The 23979-nt window shown below is 70.6% G+C and carries 20 protein-coding genes and 1 tRNA gene; 10 read left to right on the top strand and 11 right to left on the bottom strand.

Translation table 11 applies throughout. The features are described from left to right. Nucleotides 1–195 precede the first annotated feature (195 nt). Nucleotides 196–2133: a thiamine pyrophosphate-binding protein gene (gene menD / locus RUH65_RS05155; RefSeq protein ID WP_313816176.1), complete on the top strand. Its 1938-nt coding sequence runs from the start codon at nt 196–198 to the stop codon at nt 2131–2133. Then, entirely contained in the window at nt 2130–3539 is a 1410-nt protein-coding gene (locus tag RUH65_RS05150) for a deoxyribodipyrimidine photo-lyase (protein WP_313816175.1), read from the top strand. The genes menD and RUH65_RS05150 overlap by 4 nt, the downstream gene beginning before the upstream one ends. Nucleotides 3540–3577: 38 nt before the next feature. Here the strand turns inward: RUH65_RS05150 and RUH65_RS05145 are convergent, their stop codons facing one another. Together RUH65_RS05145 and RUH65_RS05140 are read right to left on the bottom strand one after the other, a co-directional pair. After that, nucleotides 3578–4447 carry an endonuclease/exonuclease/phosphatase family protein gene (locus tag RUH65_RS05145; protein WP_313816174.1) on the bottom strand — a complete coding sequence of 290 codons (870 nt, stop codon included), beginning with the start codon at nt 4445–4447 and terminating at the stop codon, nt 3578–3580. Nucleotides 4448–4462: 15 nt separating this feature from the next. After that, the gene (locus RUH65_RS05140; RefSeq protein ID WP_313816173.1) at nt 4463–5935 is read right to left on the bottom strand and encodes an isochorismate synthase; all 1473 of its coding nucleotides are present in this window, start codon (nt 5933–5935) and stop codon (nt 4463–4465) included. A 65-nt stretch (nt 5936–6000) separates the two neighbouring features. Between RUH65_RS05140 and RUH65_RS05135 the strand changes: the two genes are divergently transcribed. Both RUH65_RS05135 and RUH65_RS05130 read left to right on the top strand, forming a co-directional pair. Continuing rightward, nucleotides 6001–7395, top strand: a complete 1395-nt coding sequence (locus RUH65_RS05135) for a geranylgeranyl reductase family protein (RefSeq protein WP_313816172.1) — start codon at nt 6001–6003, stop codon at nt 7393–7395. A gap of 126 nt (nt 7396–7521) precedes the next feature. Beyond that, nucleotides 7522–8553 (top strand): polyprenyl synthetase family protein, encoded by a 1032-nt coding sequence (locus tag RUH65_RS05130; protein WP_313816187.1) that lies wholly within the window; start codon nt 7522–7524, stop codon nt 8551–8553. Between the two features lie 143 nt (nt 8554–8696). Here RUH65_RS05130 and RUH65_RS05125 read toward each other — a convergent pair whose 3' ends face one another. Genes RUH65_RS05125 through RUH65_RS05095 form a run of 7 tightly spaced genes read right to left on the bottom strand, consistent with a single transcriptional unit; the run spans nt 8697 to nt 17580 of the window. Then, complete coding sequence (locus RUH65_RS05125; protein WP_313816171.1) at nt 8697–9182, bottom strand: HIT family protein; 486 nt, start codon at nt 9180–9182, stop codon at nt 8697–8699. Beyond that, a complete protein-coding gene (locus tag RUH65_RS05120; protein ID WP_313816170.1) occupies nt 9179–9685 on the bottom strand; it encodes a hypothetical protein in 507 nt (168 codons plus the stop codon). The genes RUH65_RS05125 and RUH65_RS05120 overlap by 4 nt, the downstream gene beginning before the upstream one ends. A gap of 4 nt (nt 9686–9689) precedes the next feature. Next, nucleotides 9690–10661 (bottom strand): EamA family transporter RarD, encoded by a 972-nt coding sequence (rarD, locus tag RUH65_RS05115; protein WP_313816169.1) that lies wholly within the window; start codon nt 10659–10661, stop codon nt 9690–9692. Next, nucleotides 10658–14713, bottom strand: coding sequence for a type VII secretion protein EccCa (gene eccCa / locus RUH65_RS05110; protein WP_313816168.1), 4056 nt, complete (start codon nt 14711–14713; stop codon nt 10658–10660). Before eccCa ends, rarD begins: the two co-directional genes overlap by 4 nt. Further along, entirely contained in the window at nt 14710–15801 is a 1092-nt protein-coding gene (locus RUH65_RS05105; RefSeq protein ID WP_313816167.1) for a hypothetical protein, read from the bottom strand. The genes eccCa and RUH65_RS05105 overlap by 4 nt, the downstream gene beginning before the upstream one ends. Beyond that, on the bottom strand, nt 15801–17153 hold the full coding sequence (gene eccD / locus RUH65_RS05100; RefSeq protein WP_313816166.1) for a type VII secretion integral membrane protein EccD: 1353 nt from the start codon (nt 17151–17153) through the stop codon (nt 15801–15803). Before eccD ends, RUH65_RS05105 begins: the two co-directional genes overlap by 1 nt. A 1-nt stretch (nt 17154) precedes the next feature. Then, entirely contained in the window at nt 17155–17580 is a 426-nt protein-coding gene (locus RUH65_RS05095) for a hypothetical protein (RefSeq protein WP_313816165.1), read from the bottom strand. A 275-nt stretch (nt 17581–17855) separates the two neighbouring features. Here RUH65_RS05095 and RUH65_RS05090 point away from each other — a divergent pair, with 275 nt between their 5' ends. The 5 genes from RUH65_RS05090 to htpX all read left to right on the top strand — a co-directional run bounded on the left by RUH65_RS05090 (nt 17856) and on the right by htpX (nt 22580). Further along, on the top strand, nt 17856–18221 hold the full coding sequence (locus RUH65_RS05090) for a hypothetical protein (RefSeq protein WP_313816163.1): 366 nt from the start codon (nt 17856–17858) through the stop codon (nt 18219–18221). 106 nt (nt 18222–18327) lie between these two features. Continuing rightward, nucleotides 18328–18627, top strand: coding sequence for a hypothetical protein (locus RUH65_RS05085; RefSeq protein ID WP_313816161.1), 300 nt, complete (start codon nt 18328–18330; stop codon nt 18625–18627). A 197-nt stretch (nt 18628–18824) separates the two neighbouring features. After that, the gene (locus RUH65_RS05080; RefSeq protein ID WP_313816159.1) at nt 18825–20222 is read left to right on the top strand and encodes an FAD-dependent oxidoreductase; all 1398 of its coding nucleotides are present in this window, start codon (nt 18825–18827) and stop codon (nt 20220–20222) included. Continuing rightward, on the top strand, nt 20222–21577 hold the full coding sequence (locus RUH65_RS05075; protein ID WP_313816158.1) for an MFS transporter: 1356 nt from the start codon (nt 20222–20224) through the stop codon (nt 21575–21577). Before RUH65_RS05080 ends, RUH65_RS05075 begins: the two co-directional genes overlap by 1 nt. Nucleotides 21578–21710: 133 nt before the next feature. Next, nucleotides 21711–22580, top strand: a complete 870-nt coding sequence (htpX, locus tag RUH65_RS05070) for a zinc metalloprotease HtpX (protein ID WP_313816157.1) — start codon at nt 21711–21713, stop codon at nt 22578–22580. A gap of 42 nt (nt 22581–22622) precedes the next feature. On the opposite strand, the gene RUH65_RS05065 is transcribed toward htpX, so the two are convergent. Together RUH65_RS05065 and RUH65_RS05060 are read right to left on the bottom strand one after the other, a co-directional pair. Next, the gene (locus tag RUH65_RS05065; protein ID WP_313816156.1) at nt 22623–23111 is read right to left on the bottom strand and encodes a hypothetical protein; all 489 of its coding nucleotides are present in this window, start codon (nt 23109–23111) and stop codon (nt 22623–22625) included. Nucleotides 23112–23139: 28 nt separating this feature from the next. Further along, nucleotides 23140–23628 (bottom strand): YajQ family cyclic di-GMP-binding protein, encoded by a 489-nt coding sequence (locus tag RUH65_RS05060; protein WP_313816155.1) that lies wholly within the window; start codon nt 23626–23628, stop codon nt 23140–23142. A 241-nt stretch (nt 23629–23869) separates the two neighbouring features. Between RUH65_RS05060 and RUH65_RS05055 the strand changes: the two genes are divergently transcribed. Continuing rightward, nucleotides 23870–23951, top strand: a tRNA-Tyr gene (locus tag RUH65_RS05055). The last annotated feature ends 28 nt before the right edge of the window (nt 23952–23979 follow it).

The raw sequence follows: 23979 nt of genomic DNA, 5'->3' as shown, positions 1-23979 counted from the left end.
CAGAGTCACGTCACCCTCCGACGCCATTCCCGACGCCATCCCCGATGCCACGCTCGCCGTGGTGCCGGGGGTGGCGTCATGGTGCGTTTCCGGGATGGACCAGCCGGCCACGCGGCACCAGCCGGCCACGCGGCATCAGACAGGCCTGCACCGGAGTTAACCTCCCACTCAGGCTTCCTCCGTAGGATGAAGGCCATGGAGCGAATTCCGGATGACCAGCCCACCCTGAATCCGGCCCTGGACGCCCTGCAGGTGGCCCGGACCGTGACCGCAGCACTGGTCGACGGCGGCCTGCGCGAGGCCGTGATCGCCCCCGGTTCCCGTTCGGCGCCCCTCGTCTACGCTCTCGCCGAGGCCGAACAGGCCGGCCGGATCCGGCTCCACGTGCGCATCGACGAGCGGTCGGCCGCCTTCACAGCGCTGGGACTGGCTCTGGCCTCGGGTCGGCCGGTCGGCGTGGTGACCACGTCCGGGACGGCCGTGGGCAACCTGCTGCCGGCCCTCATGGAAGCCGACCACGCGGGGATCCAGCTGGTGGCGCTGACCGCCGACCGGCCGGAGGAGTTGCAGGGCACCGGTGCGAATCAGACCACGTGCCAGGAGGGGATCTTCCCGCTACACGTTCGTTTCGCGCAGACCCTGAGCGGGGACACCGTCCCGGACGTGGACCCGGATGAGATCCCGGACTGGCTGGCCGCGGAGGCCGCTGAGGTCTCCGGGGCCGACGCCCATCCGCGCACGACCGCCCTGCGCCGGCAACGGGAGCACCTGGCCGCCGTGGTCTCCCGGGCGCTGCTGGCGGCCGGTGGCTTCGACACGGAGGACGTGGAGGGGTTCGCCGGGGTGCCCGGCGTCGCCGTCCGCGAATCCGCCCCCGGCCCGATCCACCTGAACCTGCGGTTCCGGGAGCCGCTGGTCCCGGCCGAGGAGGACGCCGGCCCGGAGGCGCGGGCGGACGAGCCCACCAACACGAGGACCAGTACGATCGCCGGCCCCGTCCGGGTGAACCCCATGGACCTCACCGAGCAGCTGGACCTGGACGTCTCCGACCTGCACGAGTCCCGCACCGTGGTGGTGGCCGGTCACGGCTCCGGACCGCTGCCGGCCGCCTTCGCGAACGCCCTCGGCCTGCCCCTGCTCGCCGAGCCGAGTTCGAACGCCCGCTTCGGCCACAACGCCGTCGGCGCCTACCCGTGGCTCCTCGGTTCGGCTGGCGGACGGGGGGAGGACTCCCATCCGCTGGCCGCCCGGATCGAACAGGTCGTCCTCTTCGGCCGGCCGACCCTGACGCGGCAGGTCTCCGCACTCCTGGCCCGGGCCGACCTGGCCACGGCGTTCCACCAGCCCGAGCCGGTGGCCTGGTTCGAACCCGGGTCCCGCCGAGAACGCCCGGTGGAGGACCTGGGGGAGCTGGCCGTCGTCGCCGGCCGTGGCCCGGCCGGCTGGCTGACGGACTGGCAGCAGGCCGGCGTACGCGCCCAGGCCGCGCTGGACGACGCCCTGGCCACCCGGCACGACGAGATCGGCCGGCCCGGTGCCCTGCGCACCAGCCAGCTCGTGGCCAGCACCGTGCGTGGACCTCTCGTGCTGGGCTCGTCCTCCGTGATCCGGGACGTGGACCTGTCCTGGCGTCCGCCCACCGTGCCGCAGTCGATCGTCTATGCCAACCGCGGACTCGCCGGCATCGACGGCACGGTCTCCACCGCCTCCGGCATCGCCCTGGGCACCGGCCAGCGCACCGTGTTGCTGTGCGGGGACCTGACCCTGCTCCATGACGTGGGTGGCCTGCTGATCGGGCCGGGGGAGCGGGAACCGGACCTGGACATCGTGGTGGTCAATGACGCCGGAGGGGCGATCTTCGCCGGCCTGGAACACGGTCTGGTGGCCCAACGCGAGGGCATGGCCGAGGTGGTGGAGCGCTTCTTCGGCACCCCGCAGACCGTGGAGGTGCGCGCCCTGTGTGCCGCCTATGGCCTGGAGTGGATCCCGGTGGACAGTGAGGACGACCTGCTGTCCGCCCTCGGTGGCAGTCCTGGCGGCGGCCGCCGGGTGCTCGAGCTGCGCTCGGACCGTTCCGCCCGTCCACGCGTCCGCCGACAGGTGGAGGCCGCGGTCCGCGCGACGTTCCAGTGAGCCATCTGACGCTGCTCTGGTTCCGCGACGATCTGCGGGTGACCGACCACGAGGCCCTGACCGCCGCCTGTCGGGACGGCCCCGTCGTCGCCCTCTGGATCCGTGAGCAACGAGACGTCAACGGCCTCGGCCCCCGGCCCCTGGGCGGGGCGACGCGCTGGTGGGCCCACCGGTCACTCAGCGTCCTCGAGGATGAGCTGGGGCGGCTCGGCATCCCGCTGCTCCTCGCCGCCGGCCGTGCCGCGGAGGTGCTGCCCGCCGTGGCGGACGGGCTCCAGGTGACAGCGGTGCGCTGGTCACGCCGGTATGCGCCGGCCTCGCGGGCACTCGACCGAGAGCTCAAGGAACAGCTCTCCGCGCAGGGCCTAGAGGTGCACAGCCATCCGGGATTCCTGCTGGCGGAGCCCCAGCGGGTCCTGAACGGGTCCGGGGAGCACTACAAGGTGTTCACTCCCTTCTGGCGTGCGGTGGTACAGGAACCCGTGGGGGAGGTGCTGCCGGCCCCCGCGCCGCAGGAGGAATGGACGGCCGACCTGCAGGACCGGTGCGCGGCGCTGGCCCAGGCGGGCGTCGTCGTCGGCCTGGAGGCTCTGGGTCTGCTGGACACTCCGGACACCCCTCCGTGGTGGCGGGACACCCTCGCCCGGCACTGGGAGCCCGGGTGCGTGGAAGCGGCACGGCGGCTGGAGGAGATGGGCGCCGGCGTGGACGGCTATGCGCAGTCCAGGGACATCCCGGGCGATGAGCTGTCCACCTCGCGGATGTCCCCGCGGTTGCGTTTCGGGGAGGTCTCGCCCCGGCAATTGGTGCAGGCCGCCCGGGAGGACGGGGACCTGACGGAGGCGGATCGTGAGGCGTGGCTGCGCCAGGTCTACTGGCGCGAGTTCAGCTGGAGCCTGCGGTATCACGTGGAGGACCTCGAGCGGGAACCGATGCGCCGCCAGTTCCGGCATTTCCCCTACGAGCCGGACGAGCAGTCACTGCACGCGTGGCAGCGCGGGCTCACCGGGGTGCCGATGGTGGACGCCGGTATGCGGCAGCTCTGGCAGAGCGGGTGGGTGCACAACCGCGTCCGTCTGGTGGTGGGCAGCTTTCTGACCAAGAACCTGCTGCAGCCGTGGTGGGACGGTGAACAGTGGTTCTGGGACACCCTGGTGGACGCCGATGAGGCGAACAACCCGGTCTCCTGGCAGTGGGTCGCCGGTTGCGGGGCGGATGCCGCCCCCTACTTCCGGGTGTTCAATCCGCAGACCCAGCGGGAGAGGTTCGATCCGGACGGCGTGTATGTCCGGCGCTGGGTGCCGGAGGCGCTCGAACCACTGACCGGATATCCGGAGCCGATCGTGGACCTCAAGGAGTCCCGGCGGCATGCCTTGGACGCGTACGCAGCCCTGAAGGACTCCTGACTCGTGCCTCCTCAATCGTTCCGACTGACTCCTGACGCCTAGCGCGGCAGCGCCAGCACAGCCTGGACGGGCTCGTGGTCGGAGGCGGCCGCACCGTCGAACCGCGCCGCGTGGATCCCTGCCGCGGCCACCGTGAACCGCTCGTCCACCAGGATCCAGTCGATGCGGCGCCCCCCGTGCCGCGGCGGTCGATAGTGCGAGAACGTACCCCACGCCTCGGTCAACCGGTGCTCGGCGTCCATCCAGGCGTCCCGGAGCGGCGCTGCCACGGAGAGATCCGGACCAGTCAGGGCCCGGTAGGGACGGGAACCGATCCCGGTGTTGGCATCGGCCGTCAGCACGGCGGGCTCGGGCCGTTCCTCGATCAGCTGCCGCAGCATCCGGGCGGAGGCCAGTCTGGATCGGGCGGAGAGGTGGTCCAGGTGCGTGTTGACCACCCGGAAGGCCACGCCGGTCCCACGGTCGGTGAAACTCGCGCCGACGGCGATGCGCGGCACCAGGTTGCCCCAACTGCGGGAACCAGCACGGTGCGGGGTCTCGGAGAGGGCCCACTGGTTCGAATCGGTGAGCTGCAGGCGCCGGCAGTCATAGAAGATCGGAGTGCCCTCGCCGCCGCCGTCGGCCTGGCGGCCCGTCCCCACACGGCGGTAATCCGGCCCGAGGCTGGCCAGCACCCAGTCGGCCTGATCGGGCAGGGCCTCCTGCACGCTCAGCACCGTGGGACGCTCGGCCGCGAGCAGCCGGCGGATCAGTCCCCTCCGGTGGGACCACCGATCGGGGCTCCGCCCGGTCGGATGCCACATCCGGCGGCGGAGGTTGAACGTCATCACGTGCAGCTGTGGCGCCGGGACCGGGCCCACCAGAGGGCCGTCCGGGACCGCCGGTGCCAGCACGTGGTGAGGGTCCATGGGGGCTCCGTCCGCCTAGGCCCGCAGCCCCAGCGCCTGCAGCATGGGGCGCATCTTCGCGTGGGTTTCGGCCAGCTCGGACTCAGGGTCCGAGGCCGCCACGACCCCGCAACCGGCGTAGAGGCGCACCGTGTGCTCATCCTGCACCACGGCACCTCGCAGGGCGATCCCGAACTCGCCGTTCCCATTGCCGTCCAGCCACCCCACCGGTCCGGCGAAGAGTCCGCGGTCCAGCCCGTGGTCCTCGGACTCCAGCCGGTTGATCAGCGAGGCGGCAGCCTCGCGCGGGGTGCCGCACACGGCCGCCGTGGGATGCAGCGCCTCGGTGAGTGCCAGCGCGCCGGGCCCCGTGCGCCGTGCGTCCTCCGCCCCCACGAGCCGTGCCGTGACGTCAGTTGCGAGATGCCACACGTTGGGCAGTTCGAGGACGAACGGCTCGTCCGGGGCCTCGAGGGAGCTCGTGAAGGGCTCGAGGCGCTCCGTCAGGGAGTCCACGGCCAGCCGATGTTCGTGGCGCTGCTTGGGGTCGTCGGTGAGCAGCTGACGGGCATAGTCGGTTCCGGCCGTTCCGACCGGTGCCCCATCCCGGTCCAGGGTGCCGGCCAGGACGCGAGCCCGGGCGATGTCCCCGTCCACCTTGACCAGCATCTCCGGGGTCGAGCCGATCAGGCCGTTCACGGCGTAGGTCCAGCAGTCCCGGTACTGCACCGCCAGGGTGCGCAGCACCTGCGGGACATCCACGGGATCGGCGGAGCGGACCACGGCGTCGCGGGCCAGGACGACCTTCGTCAGGGTTCCGGCCTCGATCTGCCGCACCCCGCGAGCGACGGCGGCCCGGTACCCGTCCTGGGAGAGCACCCCGTCGGTGAGCACGAGACCGTCTGCCCCGGATCCTGCCCCGGATCCCGCCCCGGCACCCGCAGCGGCGCCGGCGCGGTCCGGCCGCCTGCCGGCCGCCTCGGCGAGCAGTTCGGCCAGCCGACGCTCGGCGTCGGCCCGGTCCGGCCGCCCGCGAAACTGCTCGGCGTTCGTCGGCGAGAACCTGGCGGCGGCCTTCTCGGCGTGGCAGGGGGAATCGAGGTCCACCTGCCAGGTCAGCCAGGACCGCCCCTGGGCCGAGCCGACGACGAACTCCGGGACCACGAGGACCGAGTCGGCCGGGCTGTCGTCGGCGAAGGCGAACGCGGCGAAGGCGAGCGGCGATCGTCGGGGCAGGCCGTCGTCGGGAACCGTCGTCCGAGAGGTGTCCCCGGACTCGGCGGCCGTGGCGGCCATCCACCAGTGGCGCGCCGCTTCGAAACGCCCGGGTCCAGTGGTGGTGAAGCGGGCGGCGGTACCCAGGCCGACCATGCCCTCACCGAAGCGGATCCAGGCACACTCCGAGCCGGTGGACAGGAGATCGGCCAGTCCGTTCCCGCCGGGCACAGGGGCGCTATACGTGCAGGACGCCAATCGGGGTGCGGGCGCCGTGAATCCAGGGTTGTTCATGACCTGTCAAGCCTACCGTCAGTGCCCTGGGCCGGTGCGCGCCAGGGCTCTGGGAGAATGGCGGGGTGGAACGCGCAACGACATCCGTCCAGACCCAAGTCCTCATCGCCGGCGGCGGCCCGGCCGGGGCCACGGCGGCCTGGCACCTGGCGAACGCCGGAATCGACGTCACGGTGCTCGAGAAGACCGCCTACCCGCGCGAGAAGGTGTGCGGGGACGGGCTCACCCCGCAGGCGGTGCGGGAGATGAACCTGATGGGCATCCCGCACGCCGCCGAGGACGGGTGGCAGCACATCAAGGGGCTTCGGCTGGTGGCCGAGGGCCGCGCGGTGGAGGTTCCCTGGCCGGAGACGAAGACGTGGCCGGACTACGCCCTGGTGCGCACCCGCCACGACTTCGACGAGCTCCTGGCCCAGCACGCCCGCGCGGCCGGCGCCACCATCCTCGAACGCCACTCCGTCACCACGGTGCTGCGCGCTGAGGACGGCACCGTCAACGGCCTGCGCGCCGAGTTGCTGGACGGCCGCGGCCGCAAGACCGGTGAGTTCCAGGACTTCCACGCCCCGGTCGTCATCGCCGCGGACGGCAACTCCACACGCACCGCCGTCTCCGCGGGCCTGGCCAAGCGGGACGACCGTCCGATGGGTGTGGCCGTCCGCGCCTACTACTCGATCCCGGAGGGTGCCCCGCGCCACGGCGACGACTGGATGGAGTCCTGGCTGCAGCTGCCGGACGCCGCGGGCAACCTGCTGCCCGGCTACGGCTGGCTGTTCCCGCTGGGGGACGGCACGGTGAACGTGGGCCTGGGCATCCTGGACACCTCCCCGCAGTTCGGCAAGCTCGACTACCGCTCCATTCTCAAGGACTGGTCCGGGGCGCTGACCGCCACCTGGGGGCTGTCCGAGGAGACCCGCACCTCGAGGATTCTCGGTGCGGCGTTGCCGATGGGCTTCAACCGGACCCCCCAGCATGTGCCCGGCATGCTGCTCGTCGGGGACTCGGCCGGCATGGTCTCGCCGTTCAACGGGGAGGGGATCTCCTTCGCCATGGAGGCCGCACGCATCGCGGCGGACCTGACCATCACGGCCCTCCAGCGCCCGACGGCGGCCGGCCGGGAGGCCGAACTGGCCCGCTACCCGGTGCTCACCCAGGAGGCCTGGGGCGGGCACTTCGCGCTCGGCAGCCGGTTCGCCGAGCTGATCGGCCACCCCGCCGTGCTCAAGGCCGCCCTGGCCACGGGCATGCGGGTCAAGCCACTCCTGCGCTCCGTGGTGCAGGTGATGGCCAACCTCGTGGACGAGCGGGGCTCCACACCGGTGGACCGGGTGGTGCGCTTGCTGGAGTCCGTGGTTCCCACCGCCACGACGATGGGGACGGCACCGGGGGCCGTGCCGGGGGCAGTGCCCGCCACCGGCATGCGCTCCGCCGCGGATGCGCCGACCCCGGCCAACGTTGGTTAGGCTGGCCGGGTGACTTCACCCGAGCCCGTATCCCGCGCTGACGTCTCCACCGGCGTCGCCACCGGCGTCGCCACCGGCGTCGCCACCGGCGTCGCCTCCGGCACCCCCGGTGACCCCGCCGGCGGCCTGGTCCTGCCCGCCGGTTTCGAGAACCTGGCGGAGCACGGCGACCTGCTCGACGTGGTCACCACCGCCCTCGAGCGCGTCGAACTCGAGCTGTCCGAGGCCGTGACCAACGCGGACCAGCTGGCGGACCACACCTCCCGGCACCTGTTGGAGGCCGGCGGCAAGCGGATCCGTCCCCTGCTGACGATCCTGTCCTCGCTGCTGGGGGAGCCCGGGGTCGGCACGGGGCAGGTCGGCGAGGTGGCCGCGGAGGTCCGCTCGGCCGCCGTCGTGATGGAGCTGACGCACCTGGCGACCCTGTACCACGATGACGTCATGGACGAGGCGCCCGTGCGGCGCGGCGCCCCGGCGGCCCACCAGGTGTGGGGCAACTCGGTGGCCATCCTGGCCGGTGACCTGATCTTCGCGCGTGCCTCCCTGCTGATGTCGACCCTCGGCCCCGAGGCCGTGGCCATCCAGGCGCGCACCTTTGAGAGGCTGGTCATGGGCCAGCTCTGGGAGACCGTGGGCCCGGAGGAGCACGACGACCCCCTGGAGCACTACCTGCGCGTGATCGGCGGCAAGACCGGGTCGCTGATCGCCGCCGCCGGACGCCTGGGGGCCCATTTCGGCGGCTGCGACGCGACCACCGTGCGGATCCTCGAGGACTACGGAGAGAAGGTCGGCATGGCGTTCCAGTTGGCCGACGACGTCATCGACCTCACCAGCACCTCGCACGCCTCCGGCAAGACCCCGGGCACCGACCTCAAGGAACGGGTGCCCACCCTGCCGGTGCTGCTGCTGCGCCAGGCCGCCCCGGCCGATGCGACGGCAGCAGCCGTCCTCGACCTGGTGGATGGACCCCTGGACACCGAGGAGGAGCTGGCCGCAGCGGTGACCGCCGTCTCCGCGCATCCGGTGATCGAGCAGGCCTGGGACATCACCCGCAGGTGGTCCACGGATGCCGTCGAGGCCCTGGCCCCGCTGCCGGAGTCCCCGGTCAAGGGTGCCCTCGTGGCCTTCGCCGACTACGTGGTCCACCGCGACAACTGACGGAACGACCGACCGGACCACCGACCAGACGACCCTTCTCGCTTTCAGTCGAGTTGGGGTGGGTTTGCGCGCCGAACACCCACCCCAAGTCGACGGAAAGCTCGGGGTCGCGCGGGGTCGGCTAGGGGCTGGCTGGGGGCTGGCTAGGCAAGGCGGGTGGGGCCGGCGTCGAGCACGGCCGCCAGTTCGCGGGCCTTGGCCGCCCGCACCTCCGGGGCCACCGGGTGGCGCAGGTGCCGGTAGAGCTGGTCGTCGTGCCAGCGCGGGAACACGTGCAGGTGATAGTGCCACACGTGCTGGTTCCCCGCGGGCTCGTTGTGCTGGCGGGTCGAGACGCCGTCTGGGGCCCAGGCCTGCTTCATGGCCAGCGCCACCTGGCGGGCCATCAGCCCGATCCGCTGCAGCACCCGGTCGGGGAGGTCGTACAGCGTCTCGTAGTGCCCGCTGGGCGAGATCATGGCGTGGCCCTCGTGGTCGCCGAAGCCGTCCACCGCGATGAAGACGATGACGTCCTCGTCCTGGTAGACGAGGTCGGAGAGCTCGCAGCGGTTCTCCGGATCCGAGACATCGCCGGACACCAGACCGCAGAAGGGGCACACATAGCCCTCGGGGGCGTGGGAGTCGATCATTCGTTCTCGGGGTCTTCGGGGTCCTCGAAGGTCCACTGCAGCAGGTCCATCGCGAACTCGCTGAACGTCCCGCTCTCGCACGTCCACACGCCGTGTTCGGCGTCCGCACCGGTGGAGCGGCGCCAGACCAGCGGGTCCGGCAGCTCGGCGTCCGCCACGGGCAGGCCCCAGACGGTGCTCTCCCCGGAGTCCTCGAGGAACATCAGGAAGCCGTCCCGGATCTCCAGCTCATCGGCGTCGAAGAAGAAGTGATCGGTTTCCAACAGGTCCGGGCAGTTGCCCAGGGCGCGGTGGAACTCGTAGAGGGACAGCGGGATCGGCACGCCGTCGGATGCACCGTCGGTCTCCCGTGCGGTCTCGGCGGCCGGCGAGGCCGCCAGCAAGGCCTCCAGTTCCCCGGCGGAGAGGCCGTCCTCTTCGGCCCAGGGCGTGTCCAGATGGGTGGGGACGAGCTTCTGGAAGGTCGAGAGGAAGACGGCGGGTGCGGAGGAGTCTGCGGGCATGCCCTCAGTCTAGGGTCCCGGCTGGGGTCCCGTCCGACGGGCCGTGGCGCGGCCGGGGGTTCCGCCGGGCTGCCCGCAGCGAGTCCACCATGAGCACCACCAGGGCACACCAGATGAGGATGAAGCCGGCCCACCGGCCGGTGCTCATGGCCTCCTGGAACAGCAGCAGGCCGATGAGGAATTGGATCAGCGGGTTGATGTACTGCAGCAGCCCGAGCAGGGTCAGGGGCAACCGGCTGGCGCCGGCCCCGAAGAGGATCAGCGGGATGGCCGTCACCACGCCGGACAGGGCCAGGATCCAGAAGTGGCCGGCCCCGTGGGAGAACATCGTCATCTGGCCCGAGGCCGCCAGCCACCACATCCCGGCCAGGCTCACCGGCATCAGCAGGATCGTCTCGGCCCCCAGGGAGGCGACCGGGCTGACCGCTGTGGACAGCCGGCTCTTCACCACGCCGTAGCCGCCGAAGGTCAGGGCCAGCAGGATCGCCAGCCACGGGAACGCCCCGTGGCCGAGCACCATGACCACCACGGCCGTGACGGACAGCCCGACGGCCACCCACTGGGCCCGCCGGAGCCGCTCCCCGAACAGGACCACCCCGGCCAGCACGGAGACCAGCGGGTTGATGAAGTACCCCAGGGCCGCCTCGAGGGTCTGGCCCGAGATCACGGCATAGGTGTAGATCGCCCAGTTGCCGGTGATGAGCACGGAGGCCAGGGCCGTGGCGCCCAGGCGCCGCCGGCTGCCCAGTTGCCGGCCGACGTCGCGCCATCGCCGCAGGACGAAGAGCAGCACAGCGCAGGTGACGAGCGTGAAGGCGATCCGGGCGAAGACCACCTCGAGGGCGGGCGCCGGCGCCGTGGCCGCCATGTACAGCGGCAGCCCACCCCAGAACGTGTACGCGCCGGCTCCGAAGGCGAGCCCGTCCGGGGTGACCGGGCGTGGAGTGCGGCCGGCGGCGGCAGCGGCGACGGTCACTCGGGCAGGTCGCCGAAGAACGTCTGCACCGTCATCACCGGCTTGCCCGTCATCAGCAGCTGGCCGCGGCCGGGGGGCATCTTGCGGGCCTTGATGCCGTTGATGAGGTTGCCCTCGCGGCGGTCGCCGGACATGATCAGCGCGGAGGTCCCGTTGTCCCGCAGGGTGGAGAAGAACGTCTCATACATGCCGCGGGAGGCACCCCGCACCCGGCGGGTCAGGACGAAGTTCAGCCGCAGCTCGGCGGCCATGGGGATGAACGGGACGAATCCTCCCAGGGGCGACTGGCCGCCTCCCACCGTCAGCACGTCGTAGTCGTCGATCAGGGCCACGATGCGCGTCTGGCGCTGGACCGTGGTCTGGTCCTCTCGGGGGTCCTGCCGCTTGCGGAGTTCGTTGACCACGGCGCCCACCAGGTTCTTGGCCACCTCCGCGTTGGTGGCGTAGCCGCCCAGGTAGTCGTCGGGCACGAGGTCCCCGAGCCCGCGGCGGGGATCGATGACCACGAACATCAACTCGTTGTCCCGGTGGTTCACGGTGAAGCGCTGGACCACCTGGCGCAGGATGTTGGTCTTGCCGGCTTCCTCGTCGCCCATGACGATCAGGTTCCGGTCCGCGCGCTCCAGGTCCAGCTGCTGGACGCCCAGGTCCAGCTCGCGCAAGCCCAGGGGGAACAGGCCCTTCAGCTCCGAGGCAGGGACCGAGGAGGCCTCCACCACGGGCGGCAGGACGCGGACCTTCATGGCGGCACCGGTGGAGAACCGGCCCACCTGCTCCACGAGATCCTTCAAGCCGTCCGTCGCCGATCCCTTCTCGGCCTGGCCGTCGATCCGCGGCAGGGCCAGGTGGCCCTGGAGCTTCAGGGGGGTCAGACCGCGGCCGGGGGCCTCGGGGTGGACGTTGGCGGCCAGCTTGCGGTCGACCTGCGAGTCACCCGGTTCCGCCAGGGCCAGCTCGATGCGGTGCGTGAAGTACGTCTGGTGGGTGGCCCGGATCTCGTTGTTCCGGTTCACGGAGGAGATGATGTGGATGCCGTAGCCGGCGCCACGGGTCATGATCGAGACGATCTTGGGCAGCAGGTCGTCGAACTCCTCCTGGAACTGGCCGTGGCCGTCCACCACCAGGAAGATGTCCGCACTCGGGAGCTCGGGCAGCTGCCCCTCGGCGTGCATCCGCCGCATGGTCTGCAGCGAGTCGATGGCATGCTTCTCGAACACGCGTTCGCGGTGGGCGAGCATCCCCAGAATCTCGTCCACGGTCCGGGAGATGACCTCGGTGTTCGTCCGGATGGCCACGCCGCCCACGTGGGGCAGGTCCTGCAGCGGCAGCAGGCCGGAGCCCAGCAGATCGATGCAGTAGATGCCGACCTGTTGGGGCGAGTGGGTCAGGGCCAGGGAGGCCACGATGGTCCGCAGCGCGGTCGACTTGCCGGACTGTGGGCCGCCGTGGACGATCATGTTGCCCGAGCCGGAGGTGAAGTCGATCTCCCACAGTCCCTGCCACTGCCGCGCCGGGTCATCCAGCAGGCCGACCGGCACGGTGAGGTTCCCGCCGGCGGGAAGCCGCAACCCGCTCTCGGTGTTCTTCGGTTCGCCGACGACCCGGTCCAGGGTGGTCTCCACGGGCAGCGGGGGCAGCCAGATGGGCTTCACGGACGGCGGATAGGTCCGCAGGGTGTCCATCATGGTGGACATCACGGTGGGACCGGTGGTGCGGCGGGCCGGGCCGTCCTTCTTCGGTGCCGGAGCCTGATCCTGGCCGGGTGCCGGCGATTGCTCCTCCAGCAGGAGCGAGTATTCGGGGGCGGTGAGCACCTCCGGGATCTCGTCCTGCGGCGGCACGTCGTGCTCCTCGACCACCTCGTCCTCCAGCGGGCCGGAGACGTAGCCGGACTTGAAACGGGAGTAGACGGTGGTGTCCACCTTGAGATAGCCGTAGCCGGGCAGCGGCGGCAGGTGGAAGGCATCCGGGGTGTCCAGCACGGTGCGGGACTCGGACTCGGAGAGCGTGCGCAGGCCGATCCGGTAGGACAGGTAGGTCTCCAGGCCGCGGAGCTTGCCGGACTCCACGCGCTGCGAGCTCAGCAGCAGGTGCACGCCGATGGAGCGGCCGATGCGCCCGATCGAGAGGAACAGGTCGATGAAGTCCGGGCGGGCGGTGAGCAGCTCGCCGAACTCGTCGATGATGACGACCAGGTGCGGCAGGGGCTCGATGTCCCGGCCCTTGGAACGCTCCTCGTCACGGTGGATCTGGTAGTCGGTGATGTTGGCGATGTTGCCGGCGGCCTTGAGGACCTCCTGCCGGCGCAGGATCTCACCATTCAGTGACGCGTAGACGCGCTCGATCAAAGTCAGGTCGTCGGAGAGGTTCGTGATGATGCCGGTCACATGCGGAGCACCCTCGAACGGGGCGAAGGTCGCACCGCCCTTGAAGTCCACCAGCACCATGGCCAGGCTGTCCGGTGAGTGGGTGGTCAGCAGGCCGAACACCAGTGACCGCAGCATCTCGGACTTGCCGGAGCCGGTGGCGCCGACGCAGAGCCCGTGCGGGCCCATCCCGAGTTGGGCGGCCTCCTTGAGGTCCAGCAGCACCGGCTTGCCCTTGTCGTCGGGCCCCAGGGTGACGCGGAGGAAGTCGGCCTGGGATCGCGGCCGCCAATTGCGCTCGACGTCGGCCCGGTCCAGTGCCGGGGAGAGGTGCAGCATCTGCAGGAACGAGGAGGAGGACGCCGCCTCGGCGCCGGTGTGCTCCAGGGATTCCAGGGCCAGGCGCAGCGGTGCCAGCTCGCGGACCAGCCCCGATGCGGTGCTGGTGTCCAGCGGGTCCAGGACACCTTCGGTGCGGACCGGGTTGCCCTGGTCCCGGGTGCGGTCCTCCAGCAGGAATCCGGGCCGCCCGTCGGGCTGCCGGCCTTCCAGGCCGTCGTGCAGGGTGATCCGGTAGGAGACCTCGGAGGGCTCATGGAGACGGTTCTCGCACAGGTGGACGGCGGTGATCCCGCGGGACTGCAGACTGAAGTGCGAGTCGCCGAAGGCCAGGTCCGCGGAGGTGTGGCCGTAGCGGTCCACGATCACGATGAGCCGCGAGAGCAGGGCCGGGCCTTTGAGCGTCTCCTCGCCGAACTTGGTGTGCTCACCGGCCACCTTGGACCGGTACTGCAGGTCCTCGTTCAGCAGGTCCATCAGGGCTTCGGGGTCCGGCGCGATCAGCTTGACCGGACCGGTGAAGTGCTTGGCCGCGTTGTCGTCCAGATGGGGGAGCAGCTCGAGCCAGTTCCAGTCCGCGCGGGTGGCCCGCGGCGTGATGAGGGCGATCCGCACATCCTCCGGTGACTGCAGGGCGGCCGCACCGGTCACCAGCGAGCGCACCACCTGGAGGGTCAGGTCCCGCGGGCCCACCAGGGAGATGTTGCCCGCCGAGTCGAGGGGAACGGTCACCGGCATGTCCGGGGCCACCTCGAACCTGTTCTTGAGGGCCTCGGCCTCGCGCAGCATGAACTCGTCCTGCAGGGCGGTGGACGTCTCCGTCACCGAGATGTCGATCTCCCGGGTGGGTCGGCGTCCCGAGCCGAGGCGTATCCGCAGGAAGTCCTCGTGGTAGCGCCGCCGCTCCCACACCCGGGCCGGGTCACGGACGATGTCGAAAAGGGCCGCCGGCGGCGGGGACGAGGCCCGGGCCGCCAGCTGTGCCCGCTGCTCGTCATCGCGCAGCTTGACTCGCGTCCGCTCCAGGTACCGGGCATAGGTGTCCCGCACCGTCTTCCGCAGTCGGCCGGCCTTGCCCCGCTGGGAGAACATCATCACCACGGCCACGATGAGGGAGAGCATCATGGCGATGGCCCCGACGGCCGCGAACGGGCTCTGACGGAAGGTCATCATGACCATCATGGACGCGCCCGCCGCGAACATCGGCATGATGCGCAGGAAGCCCGCGTTGTTCTCGCCCTCGGCTGCCGCGGGGTCCAGTGGCTGGGGGCCCTCGATCCGGAAGGGCCGGTACAGGCGGGCCGGTGCCGAGGTGCGGGCGGGGCGGTGGATGATCCTCTGCGTCACCAGGCCAGTCCTCTCGCCGCCGGTGCCGGGGCGCCGGAGGAGTTCGCCGCTGCGAGAGCCTGGGCCGTCAGTTCCGCGGCGGCCAGCCGGTTCTCCGGCCGGATCAGCGGCAGGGAGATCCCCACTCCGCCGGCGATGTGTCGGTCGTGCCGCAGCGCCACGGCGCCCACGCCGGTGCGGGTCAGGGCCGCGGCCTGGGCCAGGGGGTCTAGCACCGAGTCGCGGTCGGTGCCCACGACGGCGGCCACCACGGGGATGGCGGAGAGGAACGGATCGGTCTGCCAGTGGCGCAGGTAGCCGGCGGCCTCGTCCACGGCGGCGGCCGTGGCCGGCACCACGAACACGGCGGCGTGCGCCCGGGTGAGGACGGCCGCCGTGTCCGGGTGTTCCGGTCCGGTGGGGCAGTCGATCACGGTGACCGGGAAGTACCGGGACAGCCCGGACAGCAGCGTGGTGGCGGCCGCCTCGCCCAGGGCCCGGCCGGTGACCCGGGGCCCGGTGTAGTGCAGGTCGTTCCGGCCCAGGGACATCCGGGAGGTGACGGCGCCGAACGTGGTGGAGTCCAATGCCGCCAGGTCGGCGGCGAGCTGGTCCGCTCCGCGGGCGGGACCGTTGCCGAGGCGCAACGCCAGGGATCCACAGGCGGGGTCCAGGTCGAGGGCGGCCACGGGCTCGGGGCGGAGGGCGGCGAAGGTCGAAGCGGTCAGGGCCGCCACCGTGGTCTTGCCCGCACCGCCGCGCAGGGACACCACAGCCAGGCGGCGCCCGGTGGTGACGGGGGACTGGACGATCCTCCCCGAGGCTGCCAGCCGTTCCCCGCTGCGGTCGTGGCCCCACAGGCCGCCGAGGGCCCGCCAGCCGCGGGCCCACAGGGACAGGGCCGGTCGGCGCGAGTAGTCACGCTGCACCCGGGAGGCCACGGACTCGAACCCGGTGGAGGGATCGTCCTGGGTTCGATGCAGGTCCCGGCGCAGGTCGGACCGGCTGGACCACTGCACCTCGCCGCCGTCCGTCCGGCCTGAGCCGGGGCGCGGCCGGGAGGGGGCAGGGCCGGCGTCGTTCCAGGGGTCCAGGGGCGCAGAGGACATCAGAAGGTCTCCAACAGGGTGGCGTAGATCCCGTAGTAGCCGATGAGCAGCGGGATGGGGGCGAGCAGGGCGATGGCCTCGATGGTGTCCCCGGTCTTGCGCATCCGGGCCTGCGAGTGCTCGGGCAGGTCGACGGACAGGCCGGCCCCGATCACGAGGGCCACTACCAGGAGCGCGGCCAGGAAGGCGTTCTCGTAGGTTGGGAGGAAGCCCGCGGCCATGCGGATCAGGGCGAGTGTGCCGAGCCCGGTGGCCAGGTACAGCGGGATGCGCTCGGCGGCCAGGGGGAAGGCGCGGGCGCGCAGGCCCAGTCCGAGCACCAGGCAGGTGAGCAACGGCAGGGAGAAGGGGTACGCCAGGGTGTCCCCGCCCACCAGCCACAGGGAGAGGGCGGCCGAGCCCGCGCAGACGATGGCGCTGGAGACGAGACCCCCGTGCGCGGAGTCAATGGCGGTCGTCACGTCGCGACGCAACACGGCGGCGCCGTTGGCATGCTGGTCGTCCATCCCGGCCAGGCCGGAGACGCCGAGGGCGATCTTGGGGAGCATGCCCAGCACCAGCAGGGTGACGATGCCGGCGATGGCGGCCGCCCCGACCAAGGGGTCGGCGCTTCGATCTCCGATCGCCCAGTCGGAGATCGCCGGGGCCACGGCCCAGACGGCCACCAGCACACCGGTCACCGCGGCGGAGATGAACATGGACAGGGGGCGGTTGACGATGAAGCCGAGGACCCCTTGCACGACGGCGGCCAGCCCGGCCAAGGTGATGAAGGACCACGGCTCCGGCAGGTCCAGTCCCACCAGCCCGGTGATGGCGAAGAGGGCTCCGGCGCCCGCGAGGGTGGCAGCTACCGCCTGCTGGCGCCCGGGTGCGGAGACCGCGGTGGCCGCCACGAAGGCCGCGGCGGCCAGCCCGAGCGTGATCCAGTGCTGCTGCTCCGGCGCGAACGACTCCAGCAGCCCGGTGATGGCGAGCCAGGAGCCCACGGCGGCCAGGAATCCGCAGATGATGAAGCGGTACACCGGTGACCACCGGCCGGGAACGGCCTCCGTGTGGTCTGACACGGTGTCATTGAGGTCGTAGACGATCGGGGAGGGCGGGGCCTCGGTGCGGGAGACCAGGCGGAGCCGCTCACCGTCGAGCACGCCGGTCTCGCCGAGAGTCTGCCCCGCGGGCAGCTCCCCGCCATCGGGCCGGACCAGCAGTTTGGCCCCCAGGGAGTCGTCCGGCCGATCGTCCAGCACGTCCAGGATCTGGGGCATCAGGGTCCCGAGCGGTGTGTCCGAGGGCAGCAGGAGGTCCGCGTTGCGCCGTTGACCGACCAGGGAGACTCGCGTGTAGGGGCTGGGCACGTCAGGTCCTCCAGGGGGTCGGCGGCAGGGCGTCAGCCTGCGGAGCAGTTGGCTGCGAGACGGGCAGGGACGCGAGCAGGGCCGTGGCAGCGGGGGAGACCGGGGCACCGGGAGGCTCCGAGTGCCGGCTGGTGCCCTGGGGCTGTCCCTCTTGCTCCATCTGCTGGCGCTCCAACTCCTGCTGTTCGCGTTGCTGTTCGCGTTCGTTGCGATCGTTGATGTAGTTCGTGAGGATGTTGATGACGAAGGAGAGCGCCACGCAGAAGGCGCAGATCAGGGCCGCGATGATGAGGCCGTAGACGAAGGAGGCCGTGCGGTCCTTCCACCGGCGCTCGGTGGGGTTCAGCCCGAACAGGAACGAGGCGCTGAGACGATGGCGGCGAACCTCGACCGATTCGATGAGCTGTGAGTCGAAATCCAAGGCCATGGGCGGTCCCCTCCTTCTCCGGTACCTGCCGGGCTCGTCCTGGTGCGGCGCATCCCCGCGCCGTGACCTCCCACATCATTCCAGTGTTTGGGCGGCGGCGGAAACAACGGCACCGGATGTGCATGGGGAGTTCTCCCCATCGAATCCGGTTGACCGGAGTCCGGCCCAGGCAGAACTATGGAGACATCGGGCCGGCGAGTCGCCGAACAGGGCACACGTCAGGCACACCAACTACGGACCGCCGGTCCGACACTGATCACCACTAGGGGATGAACATGAATGACAAGCTAGAGCTCACAGAGGGCCTGGAGACGTTCGAGAAGGCCGCCCGCGACTCCGGTGACTCCGGAGAGCTGCTGGTCATCGAGGTGCAGAACCTCGAGAAGGCGGTCGTCTCCCTGAAGGAGACCTTCAAGGGCGCCGGCGCGAACGCCTACAGCAACTTCATGGTCAAGGTCAACGAGTGCCAGGGCACCCTGGTTGAGGCCCTGTCCCTGATCAACACCGGACAGGCCGACCTGTACAAGGCGTACAACATCTCCGAGGAGACCACGGTGGACGACTCCAACGCCGCCGGTGGCGACAACCTCGAGCTCTCCTGGGGCGGCACCGGTAGCGGTGGCGGCGGTTCCATGGCCTGATCTTCCCCGTACCGCATTCCGTCCGAGCGGGACCGCCCGCTGGACCTTCCCTGCCACACCCCCGTTAGATTTCGCCGGGACACCCGGACCCCGAAAGGACTAGACCATGGTTATCAAGTATGACGCCGGAGCATCAGCCGCCTACGAGTGGGAGGTCGGCCAGATCGCCGACCGCATCGAGGGCATCCTGGGCGACCGCGAGCAGCAGAAGGCCTACGTGGAGGAGAACTACGAGGCCACCAACACCTCGGAGGACCTCTCCGCCGTGGAGGCCAAGTGGCTGCAGGCCTGCGAGCAGGTCCGCGACCTCGTCCGCGAGGCCAAGGACCTGATGGAGAAGAACGACGTCACCGCATCGGAGGCCGCTCGGGCCGCCGGCACCGCCGTGAGCAGCATGGGCGGCTGACCACAGCTGACGCCCCGCTCGGCGCAGTGCCAGGGGACCGGTCCGCGTGGACCGGTCCCCTGGACGTTTAAGTCACCTGACGTCCTGCCCGAAAACGTGCATTCCATCACGCCCGCCATGCGTATTCCCGAGGCATCGGTAGAATGAGCCGCTGGTGGCCTGCCCGCCACCGACGAGCCCAGCCGATTGGACGACCAGTGACCTCTGCCCCCGACCGCCCCCTCCGCCTCGCCATCATCGGTGCCGGACCGGCCGGCGTGTATACGGCAGACCTGCTGACCAAGGCCGAACGTGACTTCGAGGTCAGCATCGACCTCTTCGACCGCTACCCGGCTCCCTACGGACTCATCCGTTATGGCGTGGCGCCGGACCACCCGAGGATCAAGGGCATCGTCAAGGCCCTGCACAAGGTCATGGACCGCGGAGACATCCGTTTCCTCGGTGGCGTGGACTTCGGCACGGATCTCACCCTGGAGGACCTGCGCCGGCACTATGACGCCATCGTCTTCTCCACCGGTGCCGTCCGGGACGCAGACCTGTCCGTCCCCGGCGTGGACCTTGAGGGCTCCTTCGGCGGCGCCGACTTCGTCTCCTGGTACGACGGCCACCCGGACGTGCCGCGCCAGTGGCCGTTGACCGCGAGGCAGGTCGCGGTGATCGGCAACGGCAACGTGGCCCTGGATGTGGCCCGCATGCTCTCCAAGCACGCCGACGACCTGCTGGTCACCGAGATCCCGGAGAACGTCTACGAGGGGCTCAAGGCCTCGCCGGTCACGGACGTGCACGTCTTCGGCCGCCGTGGGCCCGCCCAGGTGAAGTTCACCCCGCTGGAACTGCGCGAGTTGGCGCATTCCAAGGACGTGGACATCGTGCTGTACCCGGAGGACTTCGAGTTCGATGAGGCCTCGGAGCAGTTGGCGGCCTCGAACAACCAGGTGAAGACCATGGTCGGCACCCTGACCAACTGGCTCGTCGAGGACCAGGACTCCGGCGCCTCGCGCCGCCTGCACCTGCACTTCCTGCAACAGCCGGTGGAGATCGTCGCAGGCGAGGGGGACGACGCCGGCCAGGTCGCCGGCCTGCGGATGGAGCGCATGGAGCTGGACGGCACCGGCAACGTCAAGGGCACGGGCGAGTACATCGACTACCCGGTCCAGGCCGTGTACCGGGCCATCGGCTACCACGGCTCCCCCGTGCCCGGGCTCGGCTATGACGAGCGCAAGGGCGTCATCCCCAACGACGCCGGCCGCATCCTGGACGAGAACGGCACCCCGGTGCCCGGCCTGTACGCCTCCGGCTGGATCAAGCGCGGCCCGGTCGGATTGATCGGCCACACCAAGGGTGATGCCCTGGAAACCATCGGCTGCATGCTCGAGGACCAGCCGGACCTGTGGTCCGCGGCGAGCCCGGACGAGCAGTCGGTCATCGATCTGCTGGAATCGCGCGGCATCGAATACACCACCTGGGAAGGCTGGCTGAAGCTGGACGAGCACGAGCTCGGCCTCGGTGCCACCGCCACCGGCTCCGGCCCCGTGCAGCGTGAGCGCGTCAAGGTGGTTCCCCGCGAGGACATGACCCGCATCAGCCGCGGCTGATGGCGCGGCTGCTCGCCGACCTCACCCCGCTGCGGGTCAGCCCCGCCTACCGGCGACTCTGGATCGGGAACTCGCTCTCGGCAGTGGGCACGCAACTGACCCTCGTCGCGGTCAGCCTCGAGGTCTTCCACCTCACCGGCTCATCGCTGGCCGTCGGGATGCTGGGCGCGTTCGCCCTCGTGCCGCTGGTGGTGGCCGGGCTCTACGGCGGGGCGGTGGCAGACCACGTGGACCGGCGCAAGCTCGCCCTGGCCTCCTCCTCCGTGCTGTGGCTGACCGCCGTCCTGATCGCGGCCCAGGCCTGGCTGGGGCTGGAGAGCGTGTGGGTGCTGTACGTGCTGGTGGCGGTCCATTCCGGGGCCTCCGGCATCAACCAGCCCACTCGAGGAGCCATCATCCCCGCCCTCGTGGGCCTCAAGCTGCTGCCGGCCGCCAACGCGCTGAACATGATGACATTCTCGGTGGCCATGATGGTCGGACCGCTGTTCGCCGGCGTCCTGGTGGCCCAGGTGGGCTACGCCTGGACATACTCGGTGGACGTGGTGACCTTCCTGGCCGCCCTCTATGCGGTCTGGCGCCTGCCCTCCCTGCCACCACAGCGGCAGGACGCTGCTGGCGTCGCTGGCTCTGATGGCTCTGATGGCTCTGATGGCATTGATGGCGCTGCGGCGTCTGCCGGGGGCCGGCGCCGGGTCGGCTGGGGCTCCGTGGTGGAGGGGTTCCGCTTCCTGGGCTCCCGCCCGAATCTGCGGATGACCTTCATCGCTGACATCGTCGCGATGGCCACCGCCTTCCCGCGGGCGCTGCTGCCCGCGATCGGCGCGGTGGTGCTGGGCGGCGGCGAGGCCGCCGTCGGGATCCTGCTGGCGGCCATGGCCCTCGGTGCCTTCCTCACGGGGCTGTTCTCCGGACCCCTGACACGCATCGTCCGGCACGGGGCGGCGGTGTACTGGGCCATCGTCGCCTGGGGGCTGTCCGTGGCCGGCTTCGGCGTGGTGGTCTACCTGGCGGCCCGCGCCGGGGCCTCCGGCGGCGAGCCCCAGCACTACCTGTGGGCCGCTGCGGCCTTCCTGGCCCTGGCCGGCTGCGCCGATTCCGTCTCCTCGGTCTTCCGCAACACCATCCTGCAGTCGGCGACCCCGGACCATCTGCGAGGGCGGCTCCAGGGCGTCTTCATCGTGGTGGTGGCCGGCGGTCCGCGGGTGGGGGAGATGCTGACCGGGGGTGCCGCCGAGCTGCTGACCGAGCCGGTGACGCTCATGGCCGGTGGAGTACTCTGCGTGCTCGGCGTCAGCGCCCTGATGCGCTGGCAGCCCGGCTTCCTGAAGTACGACTCCCGCCACCCCGTTCCCTGAGCGCCCCGTCCTCTGACCACCTCGTTCCCTGGGCGTCCCGCCCGGAATGCCCGTCCCGTGACGTACGTTGTACCCACAGACGTCTGATCGACCGTCCCTGAGTTTCCGCGCCCCATGGAAGGACCGCCCCCGGATGCACCGGCATTACAACGGACTGAAGACCACCCTGCTGTTCGCCGGATTGTTCGCCGTGTTGTTGGCCATCGGCGGTGTCATCGCGGCCGGGACCGGCCGGGCCGTGTGGATCGGGGTCTTCGCCGTCATCGGTGTGGCGACCACGGCGTACAGCTACTGGAACAGTGACAAGATCGCGATCCGCTCCATGCGCGCCTATCCGGTCACCGAGCAGGAGCAGCCGGAGATGTACCGGATCGTCCGCGAGCTCTCGGAGGCGGCCCAGCAGCCGATGCCGCGGCTCTACGTGGCTCCGACGACCTCACCCAACGCCTTCGCCACGGGCCGCAATCCGCAGAATTCCGCCGTGTGCTGCACCGAGGGGATCCTGCAGATGCTCACTGCGCGTGAACTGCGCGGGGTGCTGGGACATGAGCTGATGCACGTCTACAACCGGGACATCCTGACGTCCTCCATGGCGGCCGCCGTGGCCGGCGTCATCACCTCGGTGGCCCAGTTCATGCTGTTCTTCGGAGCCGGACGGGACAACCGCGGGGCGAACCCCCTGGCGATGATCGCGCTGGCACTGCTGGCCCCGCTGGCGGCCTCGCTCATCCAGATGTCCATCTCCCGGACCCGGGAGTACGACGCGGACGAGGATGGCGCCCGGCTCACCGGGGATCCGCTCGCCTTGGCCTCGGCGCTCTTCAAACTGCAGAACGGCATCCAGGCCGCTCCGCTGCCGTCCGAACAGCGGCTGCAGAACACCGCGCACCTGATGATTGCCAACCCGTTCCGGAACGTGAAGAAGATGTTCTCCACGCACCCGCCCATGAACGAGCGGGTCAAGCGCCTCGAGGGCATGGCCCGGGAGCTGGGCCAGGCCTGACCGCTGGGCCCGGCCGGTCGCTCGGCGGGCCGCCAGCCCGCGTCAGGATGTGGGCAGCAACCCGCCGGCGCGCTCCCAGGCGCGAGCCAGCTGGTCCTTCACCGGGGCGGACAGCACCTCGTCGGCCGTCTTCTCGGCCTGACGGATCGAACCGCCGGCCGCCTGCCGCGCCTCCTCGGCGATGGACCGCTGCTGGCGGTGCCAGTCGCGGTCCTCGAAGCGCGGTTCGGGCGCGATGGCGGCCAATTGCGCCGCGATACGGTTCTGGTTTCGTTCCACGGCCCGCAATCGCTCTGGTTCCAGGACCTGGTCGATGAAGCCTCCGTGCACGACGAGGCCGATGCCCCCGTCGAGGCCGTGGCGCAGGGCCACGGCCAGCACGGTTTCCGCGGAGATGCCCGCCAGGCCGGGGTCCTGTGCCACCCAGGCCTGCCGGGCCAGTGGGCGGCCACTGCGGGCGTCCACGAGCACGTCGCCGAGGGATGCCTGCAGGGTGCTGACGAAGCCGTCGGGGGTGATCAGGTAGAGCATGGTGTCCTCGGTCCGTCGAACGGGTTTCTCAGCGGAAGTTGATGAACTGCAGGTCGGCGTCCTCGAAGTCCTTGAGCATGGCCATGGTGGCCTGCAGGTCGTCGCGGGACTTGGAGGAGACGCGGAGCTCGTCACCCTGGATGGCGGCCTTGACGGATTTCGGGCCCTCATCACGGATCAACTTGGAGATCTTCTTGGCGGTGGGCTGGTCGATGCCCTCCTTGATGGTCGCCTCCATGCGGTACTCCTTGCCCGAGGCGTAGGGCTCGCCGGCCTCCAGGGACTTGAGGGAGATGCCGCGCTTGACCAGCTTGGACTGGAAGACGTCCAGGACGGCCTTGACCCGCTCCTCGGAGGCGGCCTTCATCAGGATGGACTCGCCGCTGAAATCGACCTCCGCGCCCACGCCCTTGAAGTCGTAGCGCTGGGCTAGCTCCTTCTGGGCCTGGTTCAGGGCGTTGCTGATCTCCTGCTTGTCGACCTTGCTGACCACATCAAACGTCGAATCGCTGGCCATGACTCCTCTTCACTGTTGTGTCCGCCGCGATGAGAAGGCGGTGGACTCGGGTGGAACATTCCTCGCGGACAGCCTACCGGTGGGGCCCGGCACGGTGGCATACCGGGCCGGTGCCCCGGCGGGAGAGGGGCACGATGGCGGGACGAAAGCGCCGATTCGAAATCCTGGCCAAGCTCCGGTAAAGTGAGGTGTCGCCGACCGAACGGACTGGTGCAGACCAGTTTGGCACGGAAGGGGCCCCGGCAGATTACCCGAGCGGCCAAAGGGGGCTGACTGTAAATCAGCTGGCATTGCCTTCACTGGTTCGAATCCAGTATCTGCCACACGGCGGAAAACCGCGGGAGTCATCAG

The organism is Citricoccus sp. (genome assembly GCF_032154715.1).
Classification (GTDB): domain Bacteria; phylum Actinomycetota; class Actinomycetes; order Actinomycetales; family Micrococcaceae; genus Citricoccus.
Note: the sequence above shows the minus strand (reverse complement) of the source record. Positions and strands in the feature narration are given on the sequence as shown.

Excerpts from the sequence above, each read along its gene's own strand:
- menD (WP_313816176.1), top strand. The coding sequence starts at position 196 with ATGGAGCGAATTCCGGATGACCAGCCCACCCTGAATCCGGCCCTGGAC.
- RUH65_RS05145 (WP_313816174.1), bottom strand. The coding sequence starts at position 4,447 with ATGGACCCTCACCACGTGCTGGCACCGGCGGTCCCGGACGGCCCTCTG.
- RUH65_RS05140 (WP_313816173.1), bottom strand. The coding sequence starts at position 5,935 with ATGAACAACCCTGGATTCACGGCGCCCGCACCCCGATTGGCGTCCTGC.
- RUH65_RS05125 (WP_313816171.1), bottom strand. The coding sequence starts at position 9,182 with ATGATCGACTCCCACGCCCCCGAGGGCTATGTGTGCCCCTTCTGCGGT.
- RUH65_RS05120 (WP_313816170.1), bottom strand. The coding sequence starts at position 9,685 with ATGCCCGCAGACTCCTCCGCACCCGCCGTCTTCCTCTCGACCTTCCAG.
- RUH65_RS05105 (WP_313816167.1), bottom strand. The coding sequence starts at position 15,801 with ATGTCCTCTGCGCCCCTGGACCCCTGGAACGACGCCGGCCCTGCCCCC.
- RUH65_RS05095 (WP_313816165.1), bottom strand. The coding sequence starts at position 17,580 with ATGGCCTTGGATTTCGACTCACAGCTCATCGAATCGGTCGAGGTTCGC.
- RUH65_RS05090 (WP_313816163.1), top strand. The coding sequence starts at position 17,856 with ATGAATGACAAGCTAGAGCTCACAGAGGGCCTGGAGACGTTCGAGAAG.
- RUH65_RS05085 (WP_313816161.1), top strand. The coding sequence starts at position 18,328 with ATGGTTATCAAGTATGACGCCGGAGCATCAGCCGCCTACGAGTGGGAG.
- RUH65_RS05075 (WP_313816158.1), top strand. The coding sequence starts at position 20,222 with ATGGCGCGGCTGCTCGCCGACCTCACCCCGCTGCGGGTCAGCCCCGCC.
- htpX (WP_313816157.1), top strand. The coding sequence starts at position 21,711 with ATGCACCGGCATTACAACGGACTGAAGACCACCCTGCTGTTCGCCGGA.
- RUH65_RS05065 (WP_313816156.1), bottom strand. The coding sequence starts at position 23,111 with ATGCTCTACCTGATCACCCCCGACGGCTTCGTCAGCACCCTGCAGGCA.
- RUH65_RS05060 (WP_313816155.1), bottom strand. The coding sequence starts at position 23,628 with ATGGCCAGCGATTCGACGTTTGATGTGGTCAGCAAGGTCGACAAGCAG.